A 13,418-nucleotide genomic window follows, 5' to 3' on the forward strand; every position below is an offset into this window, starting at 1 on the left:
ATGATGGCACGGTGGCACGGCTACAATGAAGCGACTGGACCCGAACAAAGAAGGTGCGAGTGAATACGCTGAGTCAACGGTTGAAGAACCGCTACGGATACGCCATGACCGTGTTGCGCGGCCTGGTGAAGACCGATTTCAAGATGCGCTATCAGGGATCGTTCCTCGGCGTGGCATGGTCGGTGCTCAAGCCGCTGATGCTGTTCGCCGTCATGTATGTGGTATTCGCGAAGTTCATGCGCATGACCGACGGCACGCCGACCTTCCCGGTCGTGCTGCTGCTCGGCATCAGCTCATGGCAGTTCGTCACCGAGACGGTCGGCATCGGCCTGCGCTCGATCGTCGACCGTGGCGACCTGCTGCGCAAAGTGCACTTCCCGAACTACATCGTCGTCGTCTCCGCATCGATCGGCTCATTGATCTCACTCGCTATCAACTACGTCGTCGTGCTCATCTTCGCGATCTTCATGCGAGTGCAATTCACATGGCGGGTGCTGTGGCTGCCGCTCAACGTGCTCGAACTGTACATCATCGCGCTCGCGCTTGCGCTGATGCTCGCCACGTTCTACGTGTTCTACCGTGACGTGCTGCACATCTGGGAAGTGCTGCAGCAGATCATCTTCTACGCGATGCCAATCATCTACCCGCTGAGCTTCATCACGAAGAACCATCCGGAGTACAGCACAATCGCCAATCTCGAGCTGATGAACCCAATCGCGCAGACGATCCAGGACATCCGCCACAACTTCATCGCGCCGGCGACGCAGCCGACGGTCTGGAACACCTTCGGCTCATGGTGGGTCAAGCTGATTCCGCTCGCGATCACCGCGCTGCTGCTGTGGTTCGGCGTGTGGGTCTTCCGCAAGAATAGCCGTCGATTCGCGGAGGTGATGTGATGAGCGACAAGAACGTGGAGAACACTGTGGAAAACAACGACGTCGTCACAATCGACAACTACATGGACCAGCCGGTCGTGCTCGACGTCAATCATGTCGAGAAATGGTTCAAGCTGCCGACCGAACAGGCGAGCGGTCTCAAGCAGGCCTTCATCAACTGGACGAAAGGCATCAAGGGCTACAAGAAGCAGCAGGTGCTCAAGGACGTGACGTTCCAGGTGCACCGCGGCGAGTTCTTCGGCATCGTCGGCCGCAACGGCGGTGGCAAGTCGACGCTGCTCAAGATCATTTCGCAGATCTACTATCCGAACAGCGGCTCGGTGCATGTCGAAGGCAAGCTCGTGCCGTTCATCGAACTCGGCGTCGGTTTCAACCCGGAGCTCACCGGCCGCGAGAACGTCTATCTCAATGGCGCGTTGCTCGGCTTCACGCCCGAGGAGGTCGACGCGATGTACGACGACATCGTCGAATTCGCCGAGCTCGAGGACTTCATGGATCAGAAGCTCAAGAACTATTCGAGCGGCATGCAGGTGCGTCTCGCATTCTCGGTGGCGATCAAGGCGCAGGGCGACATCCTCGTGCTCGACGAGGTGCTCGCCGTTGGCGACGAGGCATTCCAGCGTAAATGCGACGACTACTTCACGAAGGTGCGGCAGGATCCGACGAAAACCGTCATCCTCGTCACGCATGACATGAGCGCCGTCAAACGCTACTGCACGCGCGCGATGTTCATTCAGAACGGCGAGGTCGCCGCGATCGGCGATCGCGAAACGGTGTCGGAAAGCTACACGCTCGCGAATCTCGAAGCCGCGCAGGAGGAGAACAAGCGCAAGCAACAGGAGGCGCGCGCACATGGACGTGAGGAGTATCCGAACGGGCTCAACGAACGCTGCCCGCTGCTGCGCACCTACGGCGTCTCCCCGCTGATGCTGACGAGCGACGACGTCTTCCGTTTCGCCGTCGAATACGATTTCGACGAAACCGACGACTTCTATCTGGCGATTGCGTTGCACGACATCCGCCGCGGCGGCATCACCTTCGACACCGGCGCGCGCAATCCGCAGATGCATCTGACGGAGCCCGGCCACCACACCGTGTACTTCGAGATGCCGCTCGACCTGTTCAACAACGGCGAGTTCAGGCTTATCACGTCACTACGCACGCCGATCCCCGGCGACGACGCGATGACCGACGCCGTCGCCGTTGCGTTGGACGACAACGCGTGCACTTTCGTGATCCGCGACCCACGCAACACGAACTACGCGCTGATCAACAACCGTGCGCTGTCGATCACGCCGATCAGCGAGCAGGAGGCCGAAACCGCGGCCGCCGAACAGCGCGCGCACGAGCATGCGCAGGAACGCACCGAACAATAAGTCAACAATAGACTAAATAAGGAGTCGACATGAGCGGCACCGGCTTGCACCTATGGGCGGATGCGAAACGCACGTTCTGGAACGGCGTCACGCGCATGTACAACCGGCACAACGGCATCACGCCGCCGTCGGAGGCGGAACTCGCGCGGCGGTCGCGCGCGCACTATCTGATCGGCGAAGCCGGCTTCCCGAACTACGGTGACGAGCTCATCGCGCGCGAATGGGTGAAATACCTCGCGCAGGTCGATCCGGAGGTCCCGGTGATCTTCGATTGCCTGTGCGCGGGACCGGCGGCCGCGATCCTCTATGGACTGCACCCGAAGCTCACCGTCGTCGACACGATCGCGCAGCTATGCATCGTCGACCGCGAACGGCTGTTCAAAGCGCTGCCCGACGACGAACGCGCATCGACGCCGATCGAGTCGATTCCGGTCACGGCAATCGGTGCAGAGATGACGCGGGCGCTCGACGACGAAGGCTACGCGGCACGTTACGCCGCCGGCATACGGCTGCTCAACGAGCGCACGCAGGATCTGCACATCATCGGCGGTGGCTACATGCGCAGCTTCTGGAACGCGAATCTCGCACGGTTGAGCGCAGCGCAGTGGGCGCAGCAGCACAACATACCCGCAGTCGTCAGCGGCGTCGGACTCGAACCGCTCGAGGAGCGCGACCGCGCCTATGTGGCGGCGATTGCACGCGATATCACGGCGTTCTCATGCCGTGACGTGCCGAGCCGTGACGCGATTGACCCGGAACACCGGACGACGACGCTCGCACCCGACGACTGCTTCGTCAACGCGTTGGAAGGCGTTTATCTGCCCGACGACGCGCCGCTGCCGCAAACGATGGTATGCATGCAGCTCGATCTGGTCAGTGACCCGAAGGCGCTGCTCGAACATATGGTCGCCGTGCTCGAAGCGTGGGACGTCCCGCGGGGCGAACGCATCGGCGTCGTCGAATGCATCCCCTACGATTCGCAGGACGCGATGCATATGCTCGCCGAACACGGATGGCAGCCGTGGCTGTATCCGATGCAGGATCTGCTCGAACGCGGATTCCCGGCGCAGGCCGGACAGCGATGGCTGTCGACGCGCTACCATCCGCATCTGCTCGCGGCGGCGCGCGGATGCTCGGGTTCGTTCATCGCCGTGCAGGAAGGCTACTACGACGTCAAGCACGAGGCGGTGCTGCGCATGGGCTCGCGTTGGACGCAGACGTACATCGGTCAGCGGGACATCCCCGCGCCGGGGCCTGGTTTCACCGACCCCGACGTGCGGTTCATGTACCGCAACGAGATCCGCCAGCAGGTCGCACCGCTGTATGGCGCGCCACATTCGTTTGTAAGTCTGTAACTCTGTAAGATGGTGACGCATGATGCTGATGATTCGCGAGAACGATTTGGAGACGGTGCTGGCCAAGCGCCGCAACTTTATCGGCATCGCCCCACGTTTGGAGAGCGCGCTCACGATCATCACGGGTGTGTTCTATGTGGCATCTGCAGTGGTCATGAACTATCTCTGGTGGAAGATTCCAATGTACGTGCTGGGGGCCATTGTTACTATATATGGCATTGCAGGAGTCATTCGCAAGCCTTACACCACGAAGCAGTTATTCAAGGAGATTGCCGGAATGAATGTCATCGCCAGCTCAATAATCGCAATCACACAGCCCGGCATCTCCGATTCTAACAAGTATCTGGTGTATTGGGACACGAAATGGAAGTGCTGGTTCTTCCCGAACCGTCGCTCCACTCCGAGCGTTCCGGATGACGAACGTGACCTTCGCAACTATCTTCATGCCGAGTTCAAGGTTCCGCAAGATGATTGCATGATTGAGTACAAGACGAACGGGGAGAGCACCAAGTATTCGACGGAACACGATGAGATGCGGCATTATGATTACCGCATCTACCGTGGAGTCGTCTCCGCGCTGCCGGATTCTTGGTCTGTTGACGGGCCATTCGACGTCGGCGACCATCGTTGCAAGTGGATGACCATTGATGAGATGCTCGCAGACGAAGAAACAGATCGCATCAATCACGATGTGATTGTGCTCGTGCGCGACAATGCATGAGTGCCACTCCGCATAGGTCAGAGTAAGCAATACGCTGACACAGAATGTCCGCACGGCTTCGAGTGTTATTGAACTCGGAGCCGTGCGGACATTTCATATGCCGCGCTGGTGGCCACAGCTGGCAGTGACCCAGTGGCGACGATGCATCACTTGGCGAGCTGGTTGTCCAGACGATGCAGGAAGGCGGCCATGTCCTGGCGGTAGACGCTCGTCATGCCTTCGAACCTCCACGTACCGTTCGCATTGCGGTAGCCGGTGGAGATGCCAGAGCCTCCCAGCCAGCGCACGTCGTCGGCGTGCGGTGTGGCGTTCGACACGTCAGTGAAGTCCGTCTTCGGAGTCACGCCGCCGTCCTTCTTGCCCAGCTTGGCCAAGCGACGCAGGAACGCGGCCATGTCCTGACGCACGACCGGGCTCATGCCACGGAACGTGCTCGTGCCGTCCGACTCCTTCCAACCGGTCGAGATGCCCGCATGCGCAAGCCACAGGATGTCCTCGGCATGCGGCGTGCCACGGTTGACATCCTTGAACGTGTTCCAATCAGCCGCCGACGGCTTCCACGTCTTCGCATCCGAGATGCCGCGCTTGACCGCCTCGCGGCGCAGGAACGCGGCCATGTCCTGACGCACGACCGCGCTCATGCCACGGAACTCGTACTTGCCGTCGGCCATCTTCCAACCGGTCGAGATGCCGTTGTCCGCCAGCCACTGGATATCCTCATGATGCGGCGTCGACGACGACACATCACGGAACGTGATCGTCGTGGGAGCGGTCTTCACGGTCCAATGCGCATACAACGTCAGGTCACCGGTGACGGGCTTGCTGAAATCGTATTTGCTGCCGCCGGCCTTCGCCGTATACCAGCCGTCGAAGGTGTAGCCGTCGCGCGTCGGCGTATCAGGCTCATCGACTGTATCGCCGGAGATGACCGAAACCGTCGTATCACCGATACCGCCGTTCGTATCGAAGACAACGGTATGCGAGGGAACCTCGAAATCAATCTCCACCGTCATCGGATCATATGCATCACTGAACTGGTAGTCGTAGAAAACAATGCCTTCGGGGTTCGTCGGCGTCAGGGCACTGCCCTGCAAAGCGCCATCCTGCACATTCGAGATGCGCGACACATCGATTCCGGGTGCCGCCTTCGCCAGATCCAGCGAAACGTCAGTCACGGGGCCAAACTGCTGATCAGCGAAATCCCAGAATTGAACGGATTCCGCGATATCACTAAGATACAACAACCGATTGTTATCGAGGTACAAATCAACAAGTTTAGTGTTAGGAAGCAGATTCACAGATGTTAGTTGATTATTGCTGAGCTTCAGATAATCAAGTGCGGTGTTATGGCTGAGATCGATGGAAGTCAGTCGGTTGTCCGCCGCGTTCAACGATTCAAGTGCAGTGTTGCAGCTGAGGTCAATGGATGTCAACAGATTGTTTTCCGAGTTCAGTGATGTGAGTGCGGGATTGTGACTGAGGTCTATGGTCGATATGGAGTTATTTCCAAGGTCCAGATAATCAAGCTTGGAAGCGCCTTCCAGATTCAAATGAGTAAGCAGATTGTCCTGGAGAGCCAATGTTTTGAGCGCCGCATTGTGACTCACATCCACGGTAGTGAGTCGGTTGCCGCTGGCGAACAACTCGTAAAGCGCGGGATTGTGGCTGAGATCGATGGAGGTGAGTTGATTATCCGAAAGCGACAACTCGTAGAGCGCGGGAGCGTGGCTGAGATCGATGGATTTCAGTTGATTGCCACTGGCAGGGAGGCTCCTGAGCTTGGTGTTGCGGCTCAGGTTCAGGGAGGACAGCTGATTGTCGTAGAGAACCAGGTCTGTGAGCTCAGGGTTGCGGCTCACATCCAGCGAGGACAGCTGATTGCTGTTGAGATCTAGATACGTGAGTTCTGTGTTGCGGCTCAGATCTAGCGAGGATAGCTGATTGCTGTAGAGAACCAGGTCTGAGAGTGCGGTGTTATGGCTCAAATCCACCGAACGCAGCTGATTACTGTAGAGCCGCAGGCTTGTGAGCTCGGTATTCTGGCTCAGGTCCAGCGAAGAGAGCTGATTGCTGTTGAGATCCAGAGATCTGAGTGCGGTGTTGTGGCTCAGGTCGATGGATTTCAGTTGATTGCCACTGAGGTCCAGATAGGCAAGGTTAGGGAAATACTCGATGCCGGCAGCGGATGTGATATTCCCGCAGGAGTCATCGCCATAGCAACCAGCATCGATATCCCACGTGTTTTCTAACTCGGATGAGCTGAGCTTTCCATCGGCATCTGAATCGTTCTGCTGAATTACAGCACGAAACTCCGGGTCCGGGAAATGCGCCGCGTCGATTGGGACGCTGGTTTCGGCGGCGATGCCGGTCGTGCAGGGGATCATCATCAGCGCCGACGCCAATGCGATGCCGAGGGCGCGTCGTGTGGCGCGAGTTATTGCAGCGGTTTTCATACTGCTCTCCCTTCTTCTTCTCTTACTGCTCTTTGTTGTTGCAGAACGGAATTTCACACGTCGAAATTCCAATGGGGAATGTCTTTGTTCCCCTCGCTCAGCGTAGCATAGCTGCACCGGCAAAGTAAAATAATATTGCCGGCATGGCGATGCCATGCTAGTGCGCGACATGCGGTTGCGGACGAATGGCGACTATCGATACAATCAATATCATGATTCTTCAATGGGGACGAATCATGGGAACAATACAAGAAGGAGAAGAGAGGAGCACCATCATGTCCGATGGAACAAGGAAGGGACTGCTCTGGATCAGCGCGCCATTGGCCGCGGCAATGCTGTGCACGATGATGCCCGTCACGGCTCAGGCGACCGACGTCGAAAATTGGGAGCCGCAATTCGAAATCACCGGGCAGGGGCCGATGCGCGCACGCTCGCAGCAGGCGCAGCTGGATGCCGACCTGCTGCTCGAGCAATCCGACGAGCCGCAGCAGTCGCGCAGTCAGGACGCCGCTTATTACGATCTGAACGTCGAGCTCGGCGAAGGCGTCATCGGCGTCGCTCTTGTGCAGCTGCAGCAAGACGCCGTGTACACGCAGGCCAAGCAGAGTCTACGCAAGTGGCGCGAGGACGCCTACAACGATTCGCGCGTCAAGTTCCGCAACAGCAGCGGCAACTACGTGACCGTACAGCAGTGGCTGCGTGAGAAGAACATGAGCAAGGAGACCTATCTCTCCCCGAAGTGGGACAACACGTTGGAGCGCATCGCCATCCAGCGCGCATTGGAATCGACGTACACGCTGAATCATCTGCGCACCGGCAACGATTCCAACATCTGGACCGCGACCGTCGACGGCAAGAGCTCCTACGGCGAAGTGCTCGCGTTCCAGTGGAACACGAACTTCTCCGCAGCCTTCGACCTGTGGATGGGCGAGAAATCAAACTACATCCGCCATACCAACGGCGAAAGCGTCACCGAGAACGACTACGGCCACTACATGAGCATCATCGATCCGGGCTCCGCCAACATGAGCTTCGCGATGATCAACGGCGTGGCCGCCGGCGAAATCAACGGAGGCAACGGCGATACGACGCCGCTCAAGCTCAGGGGATCCTACATGCTGCCGATGGGCGTGAGCGACGACGTCGCACGGACCGCGCAGTTCGATGGCCTGCCGAGCCACTTCGCCGTGGGCAAGACGACTCCGGTGACGCTGTGGGCGAGCCGGGACGCATGGAACCCACAGGGCGCGTATTATGCCCCGATTGACCCCTTCATCATGGGCGAGTGGACCTCCGAGAACACCAATGCGATTACGGCGAACGGCTATGAACTCACGGCCGTCGGCCCGGGCACCGCTCATGTCGTGTTCGATTCCGGTACCGGCCGCAGCTGGTCCGGCGACCTCACCGTCTACCGTTTCACCGATGTCTCGGCGTCGACGCCGCATGAGGCCGATATCAACTGGCTGTCCGATTCAGGCATCACCAAAGGATATGCCAACAGCGACGGCACGACGCGCTTCGAAGGCATGACGCGCGTCTACCGTCAGGATATGGCGGCGTTCCTGCGTCGTGAGGCGGTCAAGCGCGGCATCGGCGACGCCAAGACGTGGAAGCCATCGGCGGCTGATTGGAACACGTTCCGCGACGTCAACCGTGGCACGCCGCACGCCGAGGACATCCTGTGGCTCGCCCACGCCGGCATCTCCACCGGCTGGAAGGAGAAGGACGGATCGTCCACGTTCCGTGGCATGAGCCCGGTCGTACGCCAGGACATGGCCGCGTTCCTGCGCCGGCTCGCCAAGCTGGGCGGCAAAGACGGCGGCGTGACGCCGAAGTATGACTTCCGTGACGTGAAGTTCACCGATCCGGGCAAGACGCCACATGCCGACGACATCGCATGGCTGGCCGGCTCGGGCATCTCCGAGGGCTGGAAGGTCGGCAACGCACGCGAGTTCCGTGGCATGAGCCCGGTCGTCCGCCAGGACATGGCCGCCTTCCTGCACCGCCTGGACAACCAGCTCGCCAAGTAAGGCAGCCCGGATCCATGTGGTTCCGGCCCGACGACCAGGTTGCATGACTGAGGGGCGCAGTTCAACCCGAACTGCGCCCCTCAGTCGTTTCAACCCCCATTTCCGGAACGCATCCCGTCTCGTTCCGTCGACTGCGTCGACAACCCCACCCGCAAAACAGCCCATTTCCGGGTCGTTCCGTCGACACGGCCGACAATCCGCCCCGTGGAACAGCCGGATTCCGGGGCGAATCGTCGACTGGCCCGACAAACTGACCCGCTACGGGGCGACCTGTCGCCATGCTCGACGATCCGACCCGCAAAACAGCCAGATTCCGGGCCGAAACGCCGACGGTGTCGACGAACCGACCCGCGGCACCCGCACCTCTCACGCCGGCAGCACGGATTCGATGATCTCCCTGCCGCGCAGCCGCTCAAGCCAATCCCGCGGTACGTCGCCAGAGCCGCCATGATACTGTATCGCGGCCAGCCCTCCTGCGACAGCGGCTGTCGTATCGGTGTCTTCACCCAGATTGACGGCCGCACGCACACAGTCGGCGTAGCTGCCGGTCGTCGTCAGGCACCACAACGCCGCCGGCAGCGTGTGCAGCACATAGCCGGTCGATTCAATCGCCGAAACCGGCTGTTCCCAAATATCCGCATATCCGGCCGTCGACGCCGCCTCGCGCGGATCGGCGCCGTTGAGCAGGGCGCGCGCGGCATACACATAGGCGACGCACGCGTCCATGCTCGTCGCATGCGCATGCGTGATCGCGGAGACGGCGCGCACCTCGTCGTCGGTGGCATCGGTGAACGCGAGTGGCAGGATGCACATCAGCGAACCGTTGCCGTTGCTGCGTTCGCCGTCACGCCCGACGCCCCGCCGCAGCGCCTCGCGCACGGTGATGCCGCAGTCGAACACGTTGCCGTCGATTGCGTACATGCCGTCACGCAGCCACATGACGAAGCGATGGCGCATGTCATCCACGTCAATCCGGCCGCCGCCCCGCCGCAGCGAATCGACGGTCGCCAACGTCATGCTCGTGTCGTCCGACCATGTGCCCGCCGGCTGCCGATGCGAGCCATAGCCGACCATATCCGTGCAGCGGAAGCTGCCGCGCGCCATGAACTCGTACGGCACACCCAGCGCGTCGCCGACCGCGACACCATAGATCGCCGGCCGCAGCAATGCCTGATGTTCGAACATCATCTCCCCTTTCACCGTTTCCCCGCTGATCCGTTGCGACGATTCTACAATCTCGACGGCCAATCCCGCGGCACATCGCCGCTCCCGCTGTGAACGATCGATGGAGAACGTGGACGTCCGCGACTCATATACTGATATATCTTCTACACTGGCACCGGTAGCATATTCGCGGATTCCACCGCCGCGCGCCCGAATCCGCACCAGCATACGTTCAATCAGATGATTCAGAAGGGAATGATCATGTCCGCCGACGTGTTCCGTAAATCCATCGCGCTGCTCGCGAGCGCGGGCCTGCTGCTGTCGCTCGGCGCGTGTTCGACTTCGACGCCGTCCGCATCCGATGCGCCGAGTTCGGCATCGTCGAGCGAGACGAAGCGCAACCAGTCGGTCGCCGATGACGGCTCGTCCGATGAGAAGCCATCACCGTCCGCCTCCGCCAATGCCGACGCCGACGCCGACCTGAAGGTGCCGGAAGGCAGCGCGCTCGACGTGCTCGAACAGCTGCCGGTCAAGGGCCGCGCGCCGAAGACCGGCTATTCGCGTGACCAGTTCGGCCCTGCGTGGAGCGACGTCGATCACAACGGTTGCGACACGCGCAACGACATCCTCAACCGTGACATGTCCGACAAGACGTACAAGGCGAATACGCATGACTGCGTCGTCGCGACCGGCGTGCTCAAGGACCCGTACACCGGCAAGCGCATCGATTTCACGCGCGGCCAGGACACGAGCACGGCCGTGCAAATCGATCACGTGGTGGCGTTGAGCAATGCGTGGCAGACCGGCGCGCAACAGCTGAGCGAGGCGACGCGCACGCAGTTCGCAAACGACCCGTACAACCTGCTCGCCGTGTATGGCCCCGCCAATCAGCAGAAGAGCGATGGCGATGCGGCGACGTGGCTGCCGGCGAACAAGTCGTTCCGCTGCGAATACGTCGCCCGTCAGATCGGTGTCAAAAAGAAGTACGAGCTGTGGGTGACGCAGGGCGAACATGACGCGATGAAGAACGTGCTGTCGAGCTGCCCGACACAGCAGGTGCCGACCGACGGCGGCGTCATCACGCCGATCGAAGCGCAGTCCCCGGAGCCGACGGCGACTCCGGAACCCGCGCAGACCGCCACGCCGGCTCCCGCGCCCGCGCAGACTCAGGAACAGACGTACGAACCTGCCACGGAGTCGGACGCAAACGTCTATTACAAGAACTGCGCGGCCGTGCGCGCCGCTGGCAAGGCGCCGCTGCACCGCGGCGACCCCGGCTATGCGCCGAAGCTCGACCGCGACGGCGACGGCATCGCCTGCGAGTGATCGTCGCGCCGCTGGCAGCGGCGGCACGACGATGCGCACGATGACTGATGATTGATGATCGATGAGGTGGACGTCAGGCGACGACGTCCACCTCATCGCATTCGTCTCAGTGCCGCGATGAGCGTCTCGTCAGCGTCAGCCGCGACCTCACCGACCCCGACCTCACCGACCGCGACCTCACCAATCTCCCTGACTGCGCCAGCCGCCGTATCCTCACCGTCCGAGATGCCACGACGTGCCGATTCCGCCGCCGCACCGTCAACCGCCGCCGCAGCCTCGCCCATCTTCTTCCCCGCCTTCCCTCTCTCCGCGTCGACCTGCTGCGGCTGGAACAGCGGAATCGTCATCTCGCAGTAGGCCTGCACGTCGAGCTGCATCAGCGCGGCGGCGGCCTCGGCGCGGTAGCGGTCGTCGCCGCGGTCGATCCGGCCGAGCACGATGAGCGCGAGATCGGCACCGACGTCGCAGTACAGCCGCCACGCCTGCGTGCGCGAACGGTAGCCGCCACGGTTCATCTGCGCCCATTTCGGCTCATGCGAGTCGGACAGTGCGATCGGCATCAGCAGCAATGTCATTGTGTCGACCATCTTCGTCACGGTGCGCAGCCTCGCGACGCCCACTTCAAAACGCTGCACGTCGCGCGCCTCGAAACCTTCGACGAGGTCGGCGGCGAGCGACGCGCCGACGAGCGAACGCGCCACGTCACGCAGATACACCGGGTTCTCCCACAGCTTCATGCGCGGATACTCCTGCGTCTGCATGACCTCCGAGAGTACGGCGTCGGCTTTCGGCACGGCGCGGTCCCATAATGCGCGGTAGGAAATGACGAGTCGATGCGCGTCGTAGAGATATCGCCGATCCATTGCCGCCGTCGCCTCGGTATGGTTGGCCGGGTCGAGCTGCGGCAGATCCCAATGGCGCTGCACGGCGCGTGCGTAGTAGAGATCGGCCTGCACATGCAGATGCCGCAGATACGCGAGCGCGCGGCTGACTCGGCAGTCGGGTGCAACGCCCTGCAGCAGCAGATTCGGGTCCTGCCGCAGCAGACTGACGCCGAATTTCGGATCGGACAGCATCAGCGACGCGATATGGTTGCATTCGTCGATCGGCGAGCCCCAGCGCAGCAGACTGTATGCGGTGAGCCGATACGCCTGCTTGCGGTATTCGTCGATGTCCTCGCGGCGCTGCTTGTTCGTACCGTAGCGGTGTGCGGCGTCGGAGCTGACCCAGCGGTGCATCTGGATGCGGCTCATCGGGCGGATCGTCATCGGCATCATCGGGCTTGGTTTGCCGAGCAGTTTCGCCGTCGACGCGTCGGCGATGAGGCCGTGCAGCCAGACAGCCAAACCATTGCGCCGCACGCAGCGCGCCGTGTGCAGCATGAATGCGCGCGCCACGTCGACGATGGCATCGTCGAAACCAAGGGACGCGACGCCGATGAGCGACGCCCAGCAGGTGCCGCCGAACAATTCCGTCGCGAGTTCGAGAATGCGCGCGTCCACCTTCCCTTCGCTGTTGCGCATCCGTTCGCGCACGACGCCGCGTTCGTCGCACGACTGACCATCGTCGACGACGTTGATATCGTCAGCCGAACTTCCGTCAGCCGAACTTCCATCGTCGAAGAGGACACGGGCGGGCGCGACGCCGTCGTCGCGGCGTTCCGGATGCTGGATCGGGTTGGCGTCGTCGTCGATGCCGTCGAACGACAGCGCTGACGATGCGACGACCTGTTCGAAACGCGAGGTCAGCGCGGCGAGCGTCGCTAGAAACGCCTCGGAATCGAAGGTGTAGGTATCGCGCATGGGTGCTCCTTACCGCCGCGGGATGCGGCTACCACACCGTCGGCGGCCATCGCCGACGTCCCACGTCCACCCTCGCATGCCGCCGGGCTGCGCCGCCACCGCCGCACAAACGATTGTGGATATGTGGACAGCGGGCGTGTCATCCACAATGCGACGGCGAATGTGGATACGCACATCGCGACGCTCACCGTGCGCGAAGCCGCGGCCATTCAGGCATTGTTCAGACCGCCTTGCTAGATACAATCACGGTAGTGAACGTGCACGGCCCCAGCGGGCGCGCGCACATCGGGAA

Annotated in this window: 9 protein-coding genes; 6 read left to right on the top strand and 3 right to left on the bottom strand. The window is 61.3% G+C overall.

Features of this window, described 5'->3' with window-relative positions; genetic code table 11:
* Positions 1-59: 59 nt before the first annotated feature.
* The 4 genes from CGZ88_RS03920 to CGZ88_RS03935 are packed head-to-tail and all read left to right on the top strand — an operon-like array spanning position 60 to position 4,348.
* A complete protein-coding gene (locus CGZ88_RS03920; protein WP_026645470.1) occupies positions 60-896 on the top strand; it encodes an ABC transporter permease in 837 nt (278 codons plus the stop codon).
* Positions 896-2,272 carry an ABC transporter ATP-binding protein gene (locus tag CGZ88_RS03925; protein WP_101671143.1) on the top strand — a complete coding sequence of 459 codons (1,377 nt, stop codon included), beginning with the start codon at positions 896-898 and terminating at the stop codon, positions 2,270-2,272. Before CGZ88_RS03920 ends, CGZ88_RS03925 begins: the two co-directional genes overlap by 1 nt.
* Positions 2,273-2,301: 29 nt before the next feature.
* Positions 2,302-3,627: a polysaccharide pyruvyl transferase family protein gene (locus tag CGZ88_RS03930; protein WP_101671144.1), complete on the top strand. Its 1,326-nt coding sequence runs from the start codon at positions 2,302-2,304 to the stop codon at positions 3,625-3,627.
* A 19-nt stretch (positions 3,628-3,646) separates the two neighbouring features.
* On the top strand, positions 3,647-4,348 hold the full coding sequence (locus CGZ88_RS03935) for a DUF4199 domain-containing protein (protein WP_101671145.1): 702 nt from the start codon (positions 3,647-3,649) through the stop codon (positions 4,346-4,348).
* Between the two features lie 146 nt (positions 4,349-4,494).
* On the opposite strand, the gene CGZ88_RS09105 is transcribed toward CGZ88_RS03935, so the two are convergent.
* Positions 4,495-6,801: a leucine-rich repeat domain-containing protein gene (locus CGZ88_RS09105; RefSeq protein WP_243390058.1), complete on the bottom strand. Its 2,307-nt coding sequence runs from the start codon at positions 6,799-6,801 to the stop codon at positions 4,495-4,497.
* Between the two features lie 275 nt (positions 6,802-7,076).
* Here CGZ88_RS09105 and CGZ88_RS08865 point away from each other — a divergent pair, with 275 nt between their 5' ends.
* Positions 7,077-8,834, top strand: coding sequence for an S-layer homology domain-containing protein (locus tag CGZ88_RS08865; RefSeq protein WP_165778706.1), 1,758 nt, complete (start codon positions 7,077-7,079; stop codon positions 8,832-8,834).
* A 366-nt stretch (positions 8,835-9,200) separates the two neighbouring features.
* Here the strand turns inward: CGZ88_RS08865 and CGZ88_RS03960 are convergent, their stop codons facing one another.
* Complete coding sequence (locus CGZ88_RS03960) at positions 9,201-10,019, bottom strand: ADP-ribosylglycohydrolase family protein (RefSeq protein ID WP_101671191.1); 819 nt, start codon at positions 10,017-10,019, stop codon at positions 9,201-9,203.
* 219 nt (positions 10,020-10,238) lie between these two features.
* Here CGZ88_RS03960 and CGZ88_RS03965 point away from each other — a divergent pair, with 219 nt between their 5' ends.
* Positions 10,239-11,324 carry a GmrSD restriction endonuclease domain-containing protein gene (locus CGZ88_RS03965; RefSeq protein ID WP_243390059.1) on the top strand — a complete coding sequence of 362 codons (1,086 nt, stop codon included), beginning with the start codon at positions 10,239-10,241 and terminating at the stop codon, positions 11,322-11,324.
* Between the two features lie 92 nt (positions 11,325-11,416).
* Here CGZ88_RS03965 and CGZ88_RS03970 read toward each other — a convergent pair whose 3' ends face one another.
* Positions 11,417-13,126, bottom strand: coding sequence for a hypothetical protein (locus CGZ88_RS03970; protein ID WP_101671148.1), 1,710 nt, complete (start codon positions 13,124-13,126; stop codon positions 11,417-11,419).
* Positions 13,127-13,418: the final 292 nt, after the last annotated feature.

Origin of the sequence: Bifidobacterium anseris (genome assembly GCF_002860345.1) — a bacterium.
GTDB lineage: Bacteria > Actinomycetota > Actinomycetes > Actinomycetales > Bifidobacteriaceae > Bifidobacterium > Bifidobacterium anseris.